Below are 17,617 nucleotides of genomic sequence, written 5' to 3' on the forward strand. Positions count from 1 at the left end.
GGAGTGAAGAAAAGAAACGTGTACTAAACAAATTATAAAAAATAAAAAAAGAAGGAGGAAAATCTCGAAAAAGGTCGAAATTACTGTTTCTAGATGTTTTAACAATCATCTTTATTACAAATAAAGGAGCGATGATCGTTTGACCGAAATTGAACAGTTTGCTACTTACGTTATACGAGATGCATGTGAGTGCCGAAGTTCTGATGTGCATATTGTGCCCCGAAAGAAAGATGCTGTGATTCAGCTGCGAATTGACCAGGAACTTATTTTAAAGAGGGTCATTTCAAAAGAAATGTCTGAACGGCTCATTTCGCATTTTAAATTTTTAGGCGGAATGGATATTGGCGAGCGCAGAAAGCCTCAAAATGGTGCATTGACCACTTCTGTTGATCCCTATCAAGTAAATTTGCGTTTATCAACTCTTCCTACTTCTTATGATGAAAGTCTTGTTATTCGACTTTTACCTCATCAACAATCTACATCTCTCAAACATTTATCTCTTTTTCCTGAACATACTAAAAAGCTTATTTCTCTCTTGAAATTTTCTCATGGATTAATTATTTTTACTGGACCTACAGGATCAGGTAAAACCACTACTCTATATACTCTTTTACATGAAGTAAAGCATCTTTTTAATCGAAATGTTATTACACTAGAAGATCCTATTGAAAAACCGAGTGAAACCGTGCTTCAAGTGCAGGTAAATGAACGCGCAGGGATTACGTACACGACTGGTTTAAAAGCTATATTGCGCCATGACCCAGACATTATCATGGTGGGAGAAATAAGAGATAGTGAGACTGCCAAAATTGCTGTGAGAGCAGCGCTTACCGGACACTTGGTTTTGACAACGATGCATACTAAAGATACAAAAGGATCTTTGTACAGGCTGCTTGAGTTTGGCGTTAGCTTTCAAGAAATGGAGCAGACTCTTGTAGCAGTAGCTGCACAGCGTCTTGTAGAAATTCGCTGTCCGCTGTGTTCGGGAAAATGCCACCCTGCTTGTAAAAAAATGAGGAAGCATCGTCAGTCCAGCATATACGAATTGCTTTATGGCAAGGAGCTTAGCGAAGTGATGAGAGAAGTGAAAGGAGAAAATGCGGATTATGATTATAAGACGCTCCGAGATGTTATTCTAAAAGGAATCGCGCTAGGCTATTTATATCCGCATTCGCTAGACGGATGGGGGTAAAGACAAATAGACAAAAAAGGTGGTCTCTGGCTCAGCAAGCGAAAATTCTTAAGCAGGTCTCTAAGCTCCTAGAAAAAGGCTACACTCTTTCTCAAGCTCTTTCATTTTTGACGTTTCAAGTATCTAACAAAGAAAAAACGGATATTGAAAAATGTCTTGAGCAGTTAAAACGAGGAGAATCTTTACACGATGCTTTTGTTAAACTTCAGTTTCACCGTGATATTTTAAGCTATTTATATTTTGCGGAACAGCATGGAAACCTTCAATTTGCACTAAAAGAAAGTAGCTCAATGATTGAAGAAAAAGTAAGGCATCGTAAAAAATTTCAAAAGCTTGTTCAATATCCCGTATTGCTGCTTCTGTTTATTCTCTCCATTTTATTTGTTTTAAGTACGGTTCTACTTCCACAGTTTGAAGCTCTGTACTTATCCTTTGGAAACAAGCAGTCTTCGTTTATCCTCTTATTTATGCAGGCGATGTCGTTCTTTCCTTTTGTGTTACCTGCAGTCATCAGTATGCCAATTATCCTTTATTTGTTTTATGTGATTTACATTAAAAAATTGCCTCCCGTAGTTCAAATGCAGCTTTTTATGAGAGTTCCCGTTATCCGAACGTTCACACGGCTATTTAACTCGTACTTTTTTTCTGTTCATATGAGCAATTTACTAAACGGTGGTTTATCTATTTATGAATGCTTTGCTCTTTTTCAAAAGCAGGAGCATCATCCGTTTTTTCAAGTGGAAGCTTTTGCTTTTACAGATCAACTTTCCTCAGGAATGCGATTAGATCATATCGTTTCAGCTAAATCTCATTATGAAAAAGACTTGGCTCATGTTATTGTGCATGGCCAGCAGAACGGTGAGCTTTCTCAAGAGCTGTATGATTACAGTCTATTTATGATGGAAAGAATGGAACAATTTATTTTTCGGATTTTAAAATATGTACAGCCGCTTACATTTTTATTCATCGGAATTGTCATTCTGCTTATGTATATGTCCGTTATGCTTCCGATGTTAGAAGTGATGTCGAGCTTGTAGAAAGGTGAAAGAATATGATTATTAAAGGTAATAAAGGATTTACCCTTATTGAAATGCTGATTGTTATGCTTGTTATTACCGTGCTTTTGCTTATCATGATTCCAAATGTATTAAAGCATAATACGGTTATTAACAACAAAGGCTGCTCAGCTCTTGTCAAAACCGTAGAGGCTGAGGTACAAGTATACGAACTTGAAAATGGCAAAAAACCAAGTCTAGAAGAGCTTGAAGCAGGAGGCTACTTAAAAGAAGGCACCGTGTGTCCAAATGGCCAAGCTATTCAAATTGACGGTACCGGAAAGGTTACAGCTAGTGGTTCTTCTTAAGCAAAAAGGATTTACCCTCATTGAGATGCTGATGGTTTTATTTATTGTGCAAGTGATGATGTTTTCCATTATCGTAACCATTAGGCCGCTTGTGGAATATTACAAAATTACATTATTCTTGCGACAGCTGCAAAGCGATACATTTTACGTACAGCAGACAGCCATGAACCGAGAATCTCCAATTAAAATTAACTTCGCACCGAAGGGAACAGAATATATTGTTTCTGATTCTCGTGCCGTTCTTTATAAGCGCGCCTATGACTCCACTATTCATATTACGTTTGGAAGCGGCAATTCCACGATACAATACAACAAAAACGGCAATATTTCTCAAGCGAAGACCATTTTTATCAGCAATCAAAAATTTAAATATAAAGTTACTTTTCAAATAGGCAGAGGGCGTTTTTATGTGGACAAGATGTAAGGGTCAGCAGGGCTACACCTTGTTAGAAATGCTTGTTTCATTTAGTATGCTTTTACTCCTAACCGGTACAATTATTCCTTTGTATGTTCAGATGAAAGAAGCAGAAAAGAAGCAATATGTTTCGTATCAAGCTGATGCTATCTTGCACGAAGAGCTATTGAAATATAAATATGAAGCAGGATATAAACGGCGAGAAAAAATCGTAAAGGAAAACGTTGCGTTTTATCTGAAGTGGGACGGAGAAAGTGCTCAAAATCTTTGTGTAGAATGGACAGATTCCGGTGAGAAAATGAAAAAGAAGTGTGATGTGATGTTGAAGTGAAAAGGGAAAAAGGCTTTACGCTTGTAGAGATGTTAGTCAGTTTTACTCTTTTTTTGATCATTGTTTCATTTTTCCCCATTATCATTCCGCTAGCGAAGCAAACATATAATCCGGACTTTAGTATGAATGAAATGGAGTGGGAAATTTTTGTGAATCAACTTGCTATGGAATATCGAGAAGCAAAAGAAGTGAGAATTCATGCGACTACTCTTACGTTGAAAATGGAAAATAATCAGATCATCACTTATGAACGATACGAAGACAAGATAAGAAGACGAGTGGATGAAAGCGGTCATGAAGTTGTGCTGCAGCATATTAAGAATATTATGTATGAACAGCAAAAAGAAAGGCTGTTGATTCGTTCAACAGACGGTGTTAACAAAGTTAGAGAAGAAACCATTACGACGTTTTTGATGCTTGCTTATGAAACATAATGAGCAAGGGTTTATTCTCCCGGTTGTTTTGGCATTTTGTGCGCTTTTTCTTCTGTTAGTAGCTCAGCAAACCACTTATTTTGTGACGAAAAGCTCATTTTATCAAGAAGTAGAGCAGAAAAATCGTCTGCAGCATCTTTTAGAAAACGCGGTTGTACATGTAAAAAAAGAAATACAAGAATATAATAAATCTCCATCTACACCCTTAGTATTAGAAACGGGTACGGTTTCATACGAAGTAGTAAGTGAAGATGAACAGATGATTATCCTAAAAATAAAGTGTCAAACACTGCAAGGAAGAGCATTGACAGAAACCGCATATATTCAAAAAAAGGATCAGCACATTGTGAAGTGGACGGATTAAGTCTCTTTCTCTCCGGATATAATAGTGCTGAGGAGATGATTATATGAAAACGAATGATTATGTAAAATATATGACTGAGCAATTTGTACAATATATGGATCAGCCAAAAGAAGAGAGGAAAACGAAAAAGATTCAAAAAAAAGAAGAGCGAGCATCTTTTGCAAACAGATGGTTTGGAATGATTCCGCTGTCGTTTATGCTGTGGTACAGAAAGAAAAAAGAAAGATGAGCATATCATATGCTCATCTTTTTTTAACCGGCTTGTGTTTTATTAAATTGACGAGACATCGTTTCGGGTGATATGTAAAATAAGCCACCGTTTATAAACTTGAATAAAATAGTCGGTTCGTACAACTCTTGAAGCGCTGTTTTTTCGGTCATATATATGTCTGGCAGTTCCTCCGCCGTTTCGTAAAAATGATCAAGAAGCGCTAAGTCTTCATACCATCTTTCCTGCGCTTTTTCAGCCCATTCAGTTGGCTGAGCTTTAACATAGTCAGTCACATATGATGTGAGTCGTGCGATGGCACTTTTCGGTTTAATAAAAGGTGAGAGAGTAAAGCAATAGTCTGAGATTTTAGATGACAAATTTTGATTAATGATTAATTCATGAAATGATTCAATAATTTGTCCATTGATTAAATTAATGCCAAGTGACAAGAGCTCATCTTTTTTACGATCGCATTTGTACGAGACTTTAATATTTAATGCAAGCCAAGGATGTAAAGGCTGATTTGTTGGCTGAGCTGATGCAACTTGTTCATACAAGTGAATAAACCCGCCTAGTTTTTGAGTAGAAGCGAAAATTTGGTGTAGCCTAGGTGAACCAAAATGAATTCGTTCTCCTTGAACGGAATCGTCTTCAAATGCTGGGTCTGTAATGAAAGTGAGCGAAGCAGGAGTTGCTTCTCCCCCCGTCTTTTCAATGTAGTGCCAATAAAATGGACGATTCATCAATTCTTTATCGAGCTCAATCGTTAATTGAACCGTTAGATAAGATGGTGTTTCTGTGACAATAGAACAATTATTAGCTAGAAAGTAACGCTTTAAAAATTGATGAATATCAGTTTGCTGCATGCTGATCCTCCTCGCTGTCTTCGTATTGAATAATAGACGTCAAGTTCTCCATTTTGATTTTTATTTCTCCTTCACTCCGTGAATGAAATAAAATATCTTGAATATGCTCTTCAATATTTTTTAAATCAAGCTTTGTTAAAATATCATCTAACTCTCCAACAACTCGTTCAAACAGGTTTATTTTTTCGTATAACAATTTTAAAATATGTTCTTCGACCGTATGTTGAATGGCTAAATTGTAAATGTGAACATCATGTTTTTGACCTAAACGATGGACCCTTCCAATTCGCTGTTCTAGACGCATTGGATTCCACGGCAAATCATAGTTAATAATATGATGACAAAACTGAAGGTTGATTCCTTCTCCGCCCGCTTCAGTGGCAATAAATACTTGCGCGTGGTTTTCAAAAAGCTGCTTCATCCAGTCTTTTTTACCTCGCTTAAATCCTCCTCTAAACGGTACAGAGGTAATTCCATGCTGTTTTAAATACCACTGTAAATACAGCTGAGTTGCTCTGTACTCAGTGAAAATAATGACTTTGTCATCAATTTTTTGAACGAGCTCCAGAACTTTTTCTGCTTTTGCATTTTGCGGCACTTGCTGAAGTAGTTCCATTAACGGCGTAATCATATGTTCCGTTAATGCGCTGTTTTGATCTTCCTGACGTTCCAGCATGTTTTTTAATGTCATATACACCGCTTCACGGCTGCTGCAGGCCTCTCGCTGCAGAGTTAAAATTGAAAAAGCGCTTGAAGGGTGGAGTCCGTTTCCTTTAAAAGACGTAATCGCATCGTACAGCTCGCGTTCTTTTGGCGAAAATTCAACAGGAATGGTTTGCACAATTCGCTTCGTCCATTCGATACCCGTATCGTGGCGGCGATTTCGAATCATAACTTTGTTAACAAGCTCTTTTAAGTGCTCATCGTTTTGCAAAGAACGTTTTTTAGCAGAAAATAATTCTTCGAAATAGTCTTTATTGCCGAGGTGGCCAGGCTTTAAAAGAGAGACTAAGTTAAAAATTTCTTCAATTCGATTTTGAATCGGTGTTGCGGTTAGCAATAGACAAAATTTCTTTTTCAGACTTTGAACAAATTCATAGTTTTTTGTTTTGTTGTTTTTAAGTTTATGAGCTTCATCAATGATGATGAGATCGTAGTCTTGTTCTAGCACAATTTCTCGATGAGGAGAACGTTTTGCTGTATCAATTGAAGACACAACGATGTCACACTGATCCCACACATATGATTTTCTTTGAGGGACTGCAGGAATATAAAATTTTTGATTTAATTCCATAGCCCACTGTGAAACAAGCGAAGCTGGAACTAAAATGAGAACTTTTTTAACAAGTCCGCGGATCATATATTCCTTCAAAATTAACCCTGCTTCAATCGTTTTCCCCAGTCCTACTTCATCTGCTAAAATAGCTTTCCCATTCATTGTTTCCACTACTTGTTTGGCTACTTCGAGCTGATGAGGAAGCGGCGTTAAATCGGCTAGATGTTTTGGGCTTTGTAGTCCTTCAAATTCTGAGATAAGCGTTTGGTCTTCTATTTCATAGGCAAGTTTATACAAATCCCATGCAGACCAAGGACCGTCTTGCTCCAATTTAGTTGAGAAGGATGCTTCCCATGTTTCATCGATGTTTAATTTCACTTTCATGATAAAAATGCTCCTTTGTAAAAAATTTTTATTGAACAAATGATAAGAATCAGGTAGGATAAAAATATATTTAGAAAATTTGAAAAAGAAAATAGATTAGCACTTTACAAATGATTGTGTGAATAAAGATAGATACATCTTTCAGTAGTATGCCCAACTTTACCAACTTTATAGAAGCGAATGACGACACGGGGAGAGACTACTTGAATGTAGCGCCGAAGGAGCAAGCAATAAAATTGTGAATCTCTCAGGCAAAAAGACTCTTGTTTGACGCAGCTCTGGAGAGTGTCTATGCGTTTATAGACCACCCACGAGGCAAACCTATTCATTTATAGGTAAACTTTCAGGTGAAAAGGACAGAGACTTCCTACTAAATACAGTAGGGGGTTTTCTGTCCTTTTTTGTTTGGATACATAGTGATCCCTACACTCTTTGAAAACTCCCCGTTATGAAAAGTTTCACGTGAAAAAGAGGAGGACATAAATATGACAACAGAATTACACAAAACGCCGCTTTATGATACCTATCAGAAATATGGTGCCAAAACGATTGATTTTGGAGGATGGGCTCTTCCCGTTCAATTTTCTTCTATTAAAGAAGAGCATGAAGCTGTACGTACAAAGGCAGGCCTTTTTGATGTCTCTCATATGGGAGAAATTCTTGTAGCAGGAGCTGATAGCTTAGCTTTTCTTCAGCATACGATGACAAATGACGTTTCTACCCTTGTAGACGGAAAAGCGCAGTATACGGCTATGTGTTATGAAGACGGAGGCACGGTAGATGATTTGCTGATTTATAAAAAAGCAGATCAAGAGTATTTGCTAGTCGTAAACGCTGCTAATATTCAAAAAGACTATGAGTGGCTAGTGTCTCATAAGCAAGGAGATGTAACACTCGTTAATCAATCTGATGAAACTGCGCAGCTAGCTTTACAAGGTCCCGTAGCAGAAAAAGTTTTACAAACGTTAACGAACGAAAATTTATCTTTATTAAAGCCATTTACATTTGCTGATGATGTAGAAGTAGCGAATGTAAAAGCTCTCGTTTCACGTACTGGGTATACGGGGGAAGATGGCTTTGAAATTTATTGTTCTTCAGCTGACGCCTCTCACTTGTGGACGGCTATTTTAGAAGCAGGCAGTGATGAAGGTGTGTTGCCTTGCGGATTAGGAGCTCGCGATACGCTTCGTTTTGAAGCTACTTTGGCTTTATATGGCCAAGAGCTTTCAAAAAATATTACGCCCATTGAAGCTCGAATTGGATTTGCAGTAAAAACGAACAAAGACAGCTTTATTGGAAAAGAAGTGTTAAAAGAACAGCGTGAAAGCGGGGCACCGCGTAAGCTGGTAGGAATTGAAATGATTGATAAAGGTATACCAAGACACGGTTACGAAGTATTTGCAGATGAAGAACAAATTGGATTTGTGACAACAGGTACACAGTCACCGACATTAAAGAAAAACATCGGTCTAGCACTATTGTCAGCGAAGTATACAGAGCTTGGTCAAGAAGTGGAAGTGCAGGTTCGAAAAAAACGCTTAAAAGCAAAAGTGGTTTCAACACCTTTTTATAAACGTTCAAAGTAAGCTTTGGGGAGGAATTTAACATGTTACATCGCTATTTACCAATGACAGAACAAGATCAGCAGCAAATGTTAGCAGCAATTGGTGTTTCATCTGTTGATGATTTATTTTCAGATATTCCGCAGCGCGTTCGTTTTCAAGGAGAATACAATATTAAAAAAGCGGCTTCAGAGCATCAGCTGTTAAAAGAATTAAATAGTATGGCTGCTAAAAATGCTCATTTAAAAGACTATGCTTCTTTTTTAGGAGCAGGAGTTTACGATCATTACATGCCGGTTATTGTTGATCATGTTATTTCTCGTTCGGAATTTTATACGGCCTATACTCCGTATCAACCAGAAATTTCTCAAGGAGAACTTCAGGCCATCTTTGAATTTCAAACAATGATTTGTGAGTTAACGGGGATGGACGTGGCTAATTCTTCTATGTATGACGGAGGAACTGCTTTAGCAGAAGCCGCTATGCTCAGTGCGGGTCAAACGAAAAAGAAAAAAGTACTTGTCTCTGCGGCTGTTCACCCTGAGTCAAAAGATGTTTTAAAAACGTATGCGAAGGGTCAATACATTGAAGTGGTAGAAATCCCTGCAGCAGACGGAGTAACAGATATGATTGCATTAGAAAAAGAGATGGGGAGTGACGTGGCAGCTGTTATTGTCCAGTATCCAAATTTCTACGGACAAATCGAGCCGTTAAAAGAAATTGAAGAAATTACCCATCAAGAAAAATGCATGTTTGTCGTTTCAAGCAATCCTTTATCATTGGGTTTACTTACGCCTCCTGGAGAATTCGGAGCTGACATCGTTATTGGAGATGCACAGCCATTTGGTATTCCAAGTCAATTTGGAGGCCCGCACTGCGGCTACTTTGCAACTACGTCTAAGCTTATGCGAAAAATCCCAGGACGATTAGTAGGGCAAACGGTAGATGAGAACGGTAAGCGAGGGTTTGTATTAACGCTTCAAGCGCGTGAACAGCATATACGCCGCGATAAAGCGACTTCTAATATTTGTTCAAATCAAGCGTTAAATGCTTTAGCGGCATCAGTTGCCATGACAGCTTTAGGCAAGCAGGGTGTAAAAGAAATGGCGCTGCAAAACTTATCAAAAGCGCATTATGCATATGAAGCGTTAAAGGCAAAAGGAGTAAATGTAGCATTTGAAGGAGCGTTTTTTAACGAATTAGTCGTGAAGCTTCCTGTTTCGGTAGCAGAAGCAAACAATCATTTATTAGCATCAAAAATAATTGGCGGTTATGATCTTAGCCGTGATAACCAAGCGCTTGAAAATCACATGCTGCTTGCTTTTACAGAGCTCCGTACAAAAGAGGAAATTGACCAACTTGTAAATGAATTGGGGGATCTTCATGCTTAATCAAAATCAATCACTTATTTTTGAAAGCAGTAAAGAAGGGCGAATCGGCTATTCATTGCCGGAGTTAGATGTGCCGCAAGTAAATGCTGAAGAACTGCTTGGAAAAGCGTATGTGCGTACCGAAGCTCCTGAGCTTCCTGAAGTATCAGAACTTGATATTATGCGTCACTACACCGCGCTTTCAAAACGAAATCACGGAGTGGACTCAGGGTTTTATCCGCTTGGTTCATGTACGATGAAATATAATCCAAAAGTGAATGAACAAGCAGCACGCATTGCTGGGTTTGCGCATATTCATCCGCTTCAAGATGAGCAAACGGTTCAAGGCGCTCTCGAACTTTTATATGATTTGCAAGAGCATTTAACAGAAATTACGGGAATGGATGAAGTAACACTTCAGCCAGCAGCAGGTGCTCATGGCGAGTGGACCGGGCTTATGATGATTCGTGCCTATCACGAAGCAAATGGTGAGACGCAGCGAACAAAAGTCATTGTTCCAGACTCAGCTCATGGAACGAACCCGGCTTCGGCAACAGTTGCGGGATTTGAAACGGTAACAGTAAAATCAAACGAACATGGTTTAGTGGACTTAGAGGATTTACGCCGCGTAGTGGGAGAAGATACAGCCGCTTTAATGTTAACAAACCCAAATACGCTAGGGTTATTTGAAGAAGATATTTTAGAAATGGCTGAAATTGTTCACGCAGCAGGTGGGAAACTTTATTATGATGGTGCAAATTTAAACGCAGTATTAAGTAAAGCTCGCCCTGGAGATATGGGGTTTGACGTTGTGCATTTAAACCTTCATAAAACGTTTACAGGTCCTCATGGAGGAGGCGGTCCTGGTTCTGGTCCGGTAGGGGTAAAAGCAGATTTAATTCCGTATCTGCCTAAACCAGTACTTGTGAAAACAGAACAAGGCTACCAATTTGACTATAACCGTCCTCAGTCAATTGGACGCGTAAAGCCGTTTTACGGCAACTTCGGTATCAACGTTCGCGCTTATACGTATATTCGTTCAATGGGTCCAGACGGCTTAAAAGCCGTAACGGAAAATGCTGTGTTAAACGCCAACTATATGATGCGTCGTTTAGCAGAGCACTATGAGCTGCCGTTTGACCGTCACTGTAAGCACGAATTTGTTTTATCAGGAAAACGTCAGAAAAAGCTTGGCGTGCGCACGTTGGATATTGCGAAGCGACTGCTTGATTTTGGCTATCATCCGCCGACTATTTACTTCCCGCTTATTGTAGAAGAGTGCATGATGATCGAACCAACGGAAACGGAGTCGAAAGAAACGCTAGATGCGTTTATCGATGCGATGATTCAAATTGCAAAAGAAGCAGAAGAAACGCCTGAAGTCGTACAGGAAGCTCCGCACACAACGGTTGTGAAGCGCCTTGACGAAACGCTCGCAGCGAGAAAACCAGTCCTTCGCTATCAGAAAGAACAGGCTGTTCAAAACGTCTAACAAAAAACCTCGCCCAAAGGCGAGGTTTTTCTATATACATACCATTATTTTTTCTTTTTCACTTTACCGTTCCACATTTTGAAGCCGCCTTTTAAATCATAGATTTCTTGAACACCGTGGCGACGAAGCATTTGTGCTGCGCGTCCTGTGCGCATTCCGCTTTGACAATAGATGTAGACAGGCTGATCTGGACGAAATTCTTTAATGCGCATACGAAACTGTGAAAGAGGAATATTTCGTGCGCCTAAAATATGTCCGTTTTCGAATTCATTCGGTTCACGAATATCAACTAGCTGTGCCTTGCGGTAGCCGCTGCGGAATTCTTCTTCAGTTAACGTTTTCATAATGCGACGTTGGACAAAGAACATAACGACAGAGTATATGATGATTACTCCAAGTAAAATGAGTACTGCTGTAATTGCTGACATGCTGATTCTTCCTTTCTTCGACAAAATCCATACTCTTATTATATAAGTGAATGAAATTAGAAGTAAAGCGATTTTGCCTTGAACCTAGCGGATTTCTTCCCGAAAATGAAAAAACTACCACATTTGAATTCGCAGTTTTATGTTGCTCTTTGCTTTTCCTTAGCTCAATCTTTTGGTAGACTAAAAAACGGATTTATTTTTTATATTACATATAGCTGAGGATGAGGTAGATGAAAGCAAAGTGGAGATTTATTGATTCCAACAACCGTTCGCCTTATTACAATATGGCGTTAGATGAAGCGTTATTAGAATGGCATAGTAAAGGAGAAATTCCACCTACGATTCGTTTTTACGGATGGAATCCTCCAACGCTGTCAATCGGTTATTTTCAAAAAGCTGAAAAAGAAATTAACTTTGATAAAGTAAAAGAATTAGGACTAGGCTTTGTGAGACGTCCAACGGGCGGCAGGGGCGTGCTTCATGATGAAGAGCTTACTTACAGCGTCATTGTATCTGAAGAGTACCCTAATATGCCTAAGACAGTTACAGAGGCATATCGCGTCATCTCTGAAGGTTTACTGGAAGGATTTCGTTCGTTAGGGCTCGAGGCTTATTTTGCTATTCCTCGTTCAGAAGAAGAAAAAAATAGCTTAAAAAACCCTCGTTCATCCGTTTGTTTTGATGCTCCTTCTTGGTATGAACTAGTTGTAGAGGGCCGCAAAATTGCTGGAAGTGCCCAAACTAGACAAAAAGGAGTTATTCTACAGCACGGCTCTATTCTGTTAGAGATTGATGAAGATAAATTATTCAGCGTGTTTAATTATCCAAATGATCGCGTGAAGGAAAGAATGCAGCGCGCATTTCGTTCTAAAGCGGTAGCCATCAATGCAATTGCGGGCCGCAAAATCCCTATTGAAGAAGCGAAAGAAGCGTTTTACAAAGGATTTGCTTCGGCTCTTAATATTGATTTAGAACCGTATACGCTGTCTGAAGAAGAGGAAGCATATGTGGAAGAACTAGCGCGCACAAAGTACGGATCGGATGAATGGAACTTTAAGCGCTAAACGAATGCGGATGAGAAATAGATAAAAGTGCAACTTCTATAAGTTGCACTTTTTATTGGAATTTTTAGAAATAATACTTGGCTAATAGAATACATAAGGAAGAAAAGTCAAACACTTTTTTTGCGAAAAAAAAAATATTTCACTTGACATCTTTCTATATGTAGATGTTTGGGTAAGTGTCAAATACTATATATTGAATTCGTCCAAGCCCTGTGGTAAGTTATTGATAGTTGATTGAAAAACTCTTTTTCCTTTAAAAGGAAAAAGAGTTAATAAATTCATAGATGTTCGATAAGTAAGGAGTTGTGAGAATGACTGTTTTGTTAAATCAAAAAGTGAATATGAATGTTGAAAAGCTCAATTCGGATATTGAACGCTTTCCGCAAGTACATCCGATTACACTGGATATGAAGTTGACTCATAAAGGTGTTTCAAGATTGGTAATGTTAGACCGCTATGCGTTTAAAGATACGGAAAAATTAACGTTATCAGAAGGAGATTTTGTTGTTCTAACTGTAAAGGAAGATCCAAAATTTCCAGCACGAGGACTTGGCTATGTGGAAAGCATTAATTTTGAGCAAAAGACCGCTGTTGTCAAGGTAGAAGATGAGTTTAGAGGTGCTTTATCGCCTGAAGAAGCAGAAAACGGGTTAATTACTCGTTCGCTAGATGTCATTGAAAAGCCTCTAGAGGTCTTCTACGAGCAAATTGCAAAGCGTAATGCAACAGGCTTAGCTTCTGTGGAAAAAACAGAAGAAAAGCGCAAAGAGTGGTTTGAAAAGTTCTATCAAGAGCTTGTTCAGCTAAACTTTGTACCAGCTGGCCGCGTTCTTTACGGTGCAGGTGCTGACACAGACGTAACGTACTTCAACTGTTACGTAATGCCTTATGTAAAAGATTCACGTGAAGGTATTTCAGAACACCGCAAACAAGTAATGGAAATCATGAGCCGCGGAGGCGGTGTTGGAACGAATGGTTCAACTCTTCGCCCGCGCAACACGCTGGCTCGCGGTGTAAACGGCAAATCATCTGGTTCGGTTTCATGGTTAGATGATATTGCTAAACTGACGCATCTTGTTGAGCAGGGTGGGTCACGTCGTGGGGCTCAAATGATCATGCTTGCCGACTGGCATCCTGACATTGTAGAGTTTATTATTTCTAAAATGCAAAACCCTCGCATTTTACGTTTCTTAATTGAAAACACAAATGACGAAATGATTAAAAAGCATGCACAAGATAAATTGAAGTTCACGCCGCTAACAGAGTCTGAAGAAGCGATGTACCAAGGAATCATTAACTATAAACAAATTCCTGGTCTTGGTGGGTTCAGTGAAAAAATCATTAAAGATGCAGAAGAAAAGCTGCAAACAGGCGGAACGTACAGCGTTCATAACTCAGAGTTTTTAACAGGAGCAAACATTTCTGTATGCTTAACAAAAGATTTCATGGATGCTGTTGAAAACGACGGTGAATATGAACTTCGCTTCCCAGACGTAGAAAGCTATTCAAAAGAAGAAATGGCTAACTACAATGAAAACTGGCACGAAGTAGGCGATGTGCGCGAATGGGCAAAAAAAGGAAACAAAGTTCGTACGTACCGTACTATTCGTGCGAAAGAGCTATGGAACTTAATTAACATCTGTGCAACGTACTCAGCTGAACCAGGCATTTTCTTCTTTGACAATGCTAATGATATGACAAATGCTCAAGCATATGGTCAGCACGTTGTTGCAACGAACCCATGTGGTGAATAGTTTGCCTCATGTAAAACATTGCGGAATAAAGCAGGAACCCTGAGATGGGAATCTGAACCGAAGGCTAAACGTAAAGGTTTAGTCAGGGGCAACGCATAGAAGCTGATCCTGTATAACAGACTATAATGCTTCCACGAGGCCGCAACGTTACAATTTTAAAGCTCCGAAAGAGTACTTGAAAGAAATGGCTGAATAATTGTAACGAAAACGTATGCTGAACTTACGTAAATATGAAGCGTAAGAGGTAGAGGATAAAAAGCCTTTACGATAACAAATTTGGAACAACCACTTGCACCATTCTCTGTCTGCAACTTAGCTGCTGTTAACTTAGCGCAAATGGCAGATAAAGAAACGAAAACAGTTAACTTTGAAAAGTTACGTCAAACAGTTGAAACTGGCGTTAGAATGCAAGATAACGTTATTGATGCAACTCCTTATTTCTTAGAAGAAAACCAAAAGCAAGCGCTGGGCGAACGCCGCGTTGGTCTTGGTGTAATGGGTCTTCACGATCTTCTTATTTATTGTGAAACAGAGTACGGCTCTGACAAAGGCAATGAGTTAGTAGATAAAGTGTTTGAAACAATTGCAACAACGGCTTACCGCGCGTCTGTAGAGCTTGGAAAAGAAAAAGGAAGTTTCCCGTTCTTAGTGGGCGAAACAGATGCTGAAACGGCTTCTTTACGTGAAGCATTCACCAATACAGGCTTCATGAAAAAAATGCCTGAAGATATTCGTGAAAACATTAAAGAGCACGGTATTCGAAACTCTCATCTACTAACAGTAGCGCCAACAGGCAGTACTGGAACAATGGTTGGAGTATCAACGGGTCTTGAACCTTATTTCTCATTCTCATACTTCCGAAGCGGCCGTTTAGGTAAGTTTATTGAAGTAAAAGCTGATATCGTTCAAGAGTATTTAGATCAGCATCCAGAAGCAGATCCAAACAATCTCCCTGAGTGGTTCATTTCAGCTATGGAACTTGCACCACAAGCTCACGCGGACGTGCAATGTGTGATTCAGCGCTGGATTGACAGCTCAATTAGTAAAACAGTAAACGCTCCTCGTGGTTACACGGTAGAGCAAGTTCAAAAAGTGTACGAACGTCTGTATAAAGGCGGAGCAAAAGGCGGTACGGTGTACGTAGACGGAAGCCGTGATGCACAAGTCTTAACGCTAAAAGCAGAAGAAAATACGTTTGATGAAGAAATTGAAGCGCCAAAAGAAGAAACGAAACCGCACGTGGTGTTAGTTGATACAATTAACGAAATTCGTTCAACTGATGTAACAATCGGTTCTGAAGTAGGCAATACTTGTCCGGTTTGCCGTCAAGGAACGGTAGAAGAAATGGGCGGATGCAACACATGTACAAACTGTGGTGCACAGCTGAAATGCGGTCTTTAATTTTAAACATGATTGACTAGTAAAAGCTGACTCAAATGAGTCAGCTTTTATTATGTATAAAAATGGGGCATAAATAAGAAGCGGGAACGGTTCTTGTATTTGAATAAGCATTGTAGTATGATTTTAATTGAATGTCTTTTATCCAGTTTTATCTTATGACATCGCTTTATTTACACGTTTTTTTCACATAGATTATCAAACATGAACACGATATCACTATAAGAAACAGACATTTATGACTTATTATTAGCAATACATAATATTAATTGGGGGAGATTTCATGCCTACACCGAGTATGGAAGATTATATTGAACAAATATATATGCTAATTGAAGATAAAGGATACGCTCGAGTGTCTGATATTGCTGATGCATTGGCGGTTCACCCCTCATCTGTAACGAAGATGGTTCAAAAACTAGACAAAGATGAGTACTTAATTTATGAAAAATATCGAGGCCTTGTTTTAACAGCTAAGGGGCAGAAGATTGGAAAACGTCTTGTTTATCGCCACGAGCTTTTAGAGCAGCTGCTGCGCATCATTGGCGTAGATGAGAAAAATATTTATGATGACGTAGAAGGAATTGAACATCATTTAAGCTGGAATTCCATTGATCGAATTGGAGATTTGGTTCAATACTTTGAAGAAAATCATAACCGTATTCAAGATCTTCGCAATGTACAAAAACGAAATGAAGAAGAGCAAAAATTATAAGAAAAAAGCAGCGGCCAATAGCGTCACTGCTTTTTTTCTTTTTATCATAACTTGTTGCTGAGTCGACTACAAATGTAGAGTGGGTAGTTTGGAGGAGAGGCTGTGTACGTCGACGGAGTGTTTTCAGGTGGCGGTATTAAAGGGCTTGCACTGATTGGCGCGTTACAAGCTCTAGAAGAAAAAGGCTTGATCTTTCGGCGGCTAGCCGGAACGAGTGCGGGTTCCATTATTTGTGCATTTGTAGCAGCCGGTTATACAAGTGAAGAAATTGTTGAAATGATGAATGAAATTGAGTTATCGTCTTTTTTAGATCAAAGAATGTCTTTTTTACCATCAAGCTTGACAAAGTGGCTGTTTTTATATTGGAAAATGGGATTGTATAAAGGAGAAAGGCTTGAAAAGTGGATTGCTGAGAAATTGCGGAGCAGAGGAATTCGTACATTTGCTGATTTGCCTGATCAGTCGCTGCGTATTATTGCGTCAGATTTGACCAATAGTACGATGCTTGTTCTTCCAGATGATTTGCCTAAATATCAAATCGACCCGAATCGCTTTTCTGTAGCAAGAGCCGTTCGAATGAGCTGCAGCATTCCATATTTTTTTGAGCCGGTTAAATTAAAATCTACCCCAAGCAGTTTAATAGTCGACGGGGGCGTGTTAAGCAACTTTCCAATTTTTCTATTTGATGATGATAAAAGTCTTAAGAAACGACCGGTAATTGGTGTGAAGCTGAGCCCGAAGGACGAAGAGAGAGAACGGAATAAAATTAAAAATGCCGTTGGTTTATTCAGTGCGCTTTTTGAGACGATGAAAGATGCGCACGATGCCAGACATATTTCAAAACGTCACGAAAAAAATATTATTTTTTTACCTGTTAACCAAGTTTTTGCGACAGAATTTACCCTCACAGAAGAACGGAAGGAAGAGCTGATTGCGTTTGGCAAAAAGCGTACAAGGGCATTTTTGAAAAAATGGTGCTATTAAAAAAACAAGGAGGC

17 protein-coding genes, 2 pseudogenes and 1 riboswitch are annotated in these 17,617 nt (G+C 39.0%); of the genes and pseudogenes, 16 read left to right on the plus strand and 3 right to left on the minus strand.

Translation table 11 applies throughout. The features are described from left to right. Nucleotides 1–139: 139 nt before the first annotated feature. Genes comGA through SB717_RS08005 form a run of 8 tightly spaced genes read left to right on the plus strand, consistent with a single transcriptional unit; the run spans nt 140 to nt 4,328 of the window. On the plus strand, nt 140–1,192 hold the full coding sequence (gene comGA, locus SB717_RS07970) for a competence type IV pilus ATPase ComGA (RefSeq protein ID WP_410903547.1): 1,053 nt from the start codon (nt 140–142) through the stop codon (nt 1,190–1,192). Beyond that, nucleotides 1,183–2,229: a competence type IV pilus assembly protein ComGB gene (gene comGB / locus SB717_RS07975; RefSeq protein WP_047749841.1), complete on the plus strand. Its 1,047-nt coding sequence runs from the start codon at nt 1,183–1,185 to the stop codon at nt 2,227–2,229. The genes comGA and comGB overlap by 10 nt, the downstream gene beginning before the upstream one ends. A 14-nt stretch (nt 2,230–2,243) precedes the next feature. Then, nucleotides 2,244–2,555 (plus strand): competence type IV pilus major pilin ComGC, encoded by a 312-nt coding sequence (comGC, locus tag SB717_RS07980; protein WP_074677496.1) that lies wholly within the window; start codon nt 2,244–2,246, stop codon nt 2,553–2,555. Further along, nucleotides 2,497–2,979 (plus strand): competence type IV pilus minor pilin ComGD, encoded by a 483-nt coding sequence (gene comGD / locus SB717_RS07985; RefSeq protein WP_234483707.1) that lies wholly within the window; start codon nt 2,497–2,499, stop codon nt 2,977–2,979. The genes comGC and comGD overlap by 59 nt, the downstream gene beginning before the upstream one ends. Continuing rightward, complete coding sequence (locus tag SB717_RS07990) at nt 2,963–3,301, plus strand: prepilin-type N-terminal cleavage/methylation domain-containing protein (RefSeq protein WP_410903548.1); 339 nt, start codon at nt 2,963–2,965, stop codon at nt 3,299–3,301. The genes comGD and SB717_RS07990 overlap by 17 nt, the downstream gene beginning before the upstream one ends. Then, nucleotides 3,298–3,735, plus strand: a complete 438-nt coding sequence (comGF, locus tag SB717_RS07995) for a competence type IV pilus minor pilin ComGF (protein ID WP_410903549.1) — start codon at nt 3,298–3,300, stop codon at nt 3,733–3,735. Before SB717_RS07990 ends, comGF begins: the two co-directional genes overlap by 4 nt. Next, a complete protein-coding gene (gene comGG / locus SB717_RS08000) occupies nt 3,725–4,099 on the plus strand; it encodes a competence type IV pilus minor pilin ComGG (RefSeq protein ID WP_098622850.1) in 375 nt (124 codons plus the stop codon). The genes comGF and comGG overlap by 11 nt, the downstream gene beginning before the upstream one ends. Nucleotides 4,100–4,142: 43 nt before the next feature. After that, a complete protein-coding gene (locus SB717_RS08005; protein WP_074677486.1) occupies nt 4,143–4,328 on the plus strand; it encodes a YqzE family protein in 186 nt (61 codons plus the stop codon). Between the two features lie 23 nt (nt 4,329–4,351). Here SB717_RS08005 and SB717_RS08010 read toward each other — a convergent pair whose 3' ends face one another. Beyond that, nucleotides 4,352–5,176 (minus strand): YqhG family protein, encoded by an 825-nt coding sequence (locus SB717_RS08010; protein ID WP_074677484.1) that lies wholly within the window; start codon nt 5,174–5,176, stop codon nt 4,352–4,354. Beyond that, nucleotides 5,163–6,836: a DEAD/DEAH box helicase gene (locus SB717_RS08015; protein ID WP_098622851.1), complete on the minus strand. Its 1,674-nt coding sequence runs from the start codon at nt 6,834–6,836 to the stop codon at nt 5,163–5,165. The genes SB717_RS08010 and SB717_RS08015 overlap by 14 nt, the downstream gene beginning before the upstream one ends. Nucleotides 6,837–7,016: 180 nt before the next feature. After that, nucleotides 7,017–7,109, plus strand: a riboswitch (glycine riboswitch). Nucleotides 7,110–7,321: 212 nt separating this feature from the next. Between SB717_RS08015 and gcvT the strand changes: the two genes are divergently transcribed. Genes gcvT through gcvPB form a run of 3 tightly spaced genes read left to right on the plus strand, consistent with a single transcriptional unit; the run spans nt 7,322 to nt 11,260 of the window. Next, on the plus strand, nt 7,322–8,422 hold the full coding sequence (gene gcvT / locus SB717_RS08020; protein ID WP_074677480.1) for a glycine cleavage system aminomethyltransferase GcvT: 1,101 nt from the start codon (nt 7,322–7,324) through the stop codon (nt 8,420–8,422). Nucleotides 8,423–8,442: 20 nt separating this feature from the next. After that, a complete protein-coding gene (gene gcvPA / locus SB717_RS08025) occupies nt 8,443–9,789 on the plus strand; it encodes an aminomethyl-transferring glycine dehydrogenase subunit GcvPA (RefSeq protein WP_410903550.1) in 1,347 nt (448 codons plus the stop codon). Next, on the plus strand, nt 9,782–11,260 hold the full coding sequence (gcvPB, locus tag SB717_RS08030) for an aminomethyl-transferring glycine dehydrogenase subunit GcvPB (protein WP_410903551.1): 1,479 nt from the start codon (nt 9,782–9,784) through the stop codon (nt 11,258–11,260). The genes gcvPA and gcvPB overlap by 8 nt, the downstream gene beginning before the upstream one ends. A gap of 44 nt (nt 11,261–11,304) precedes the next feature. Here gcvPB and SB717_RS08035 read toward each other — a convergent pair whose 3' ends face one another. Then, on the minus strand, nt 11,305–11,688 hold the full coding sequence (locus SB717_RS08035) for a rhodanese-like domain-containing protein (RefSeq protein ID WP_013085006.1): 384 nt from the start codon (nt 11,686–11,688) through the stop codon (nt 11,305–11,307). Nucleotides 11,689–11,918: 230 nt separating this feature from the next. Between SB717_RS08035 and SB717_RS08040 the strand changes: the two genes are divergently transcribed. The 5 genes and pseudogenes from SB717_RS08040 (at nt 11,919) to SB717_RS08060 (ending at nt 17,603) form a co-directional block, all read left to right on the plus strand. Beyond that, nucleotides 11,919–12,752, plus strand: coding sequence for a lipoate--protein ligase family protein (locus SB717_RS08040; protein ID WP_410903552.1), 834 nt, complete (start codon nt 11,919–11,921; stop codon nt 12,750–12,752). Nucleotides 12,753–13,063: 311 nt separating this feature from the next. After that, nucleotides 13,064–14,500: pseudogene (locus SB717_RS08045) on the plus strand (vitamin B12-dependent ribonucleotide reductase); the annotation flags it as partial. Nucleotides 14,501–14,785: 285 nt separating this feature from the next. Next, a pseudogene (locus tag SB717_RS08050) lies at nt 14,786–15,907 on the plus strand (hypothetical protein); the annotation flags it as partial. A gap of 280 nt (nt 15,908–16,187) precedes the next feature. After that, nucleotides 16,188–16,619 (plus strand): transcriptional regulator MntR, encoded by a 432-nt coding sequence (mntR, locus tag SB717_RS08055; RefSeq protein WP_013085004.1) that lies wholly within the window; start codon nt 16,188–16,190, stop codon nt 16,617–16,619. 102 nt (nt 16,620–16,721) lie between these two features. Further along, the gene (locus SB717_RS08060; RefSeq protein WP_016765549.1) at nt 16,722–17,603 is read left to right on the plus strand and encodes a patatin-like phospholipase family protein; all 882 of its coding nucleotides are present in this window, start codon (nt 16,722–16,724) and stop codon (nt 17,601–17,603) included. Nucleotides 17,604–17,617: the final 14 nt, after the last annotated feature.

The organism is Priestia sp. SIMBA_032, assembly GCF_046535215.1.
Taxonomy (GTDB): domain Bacteria; phylum Bacillota; class Bacilli; order Bacillales; family Bacillaceae_H; genus Priestia; species Priestia aryabhattai.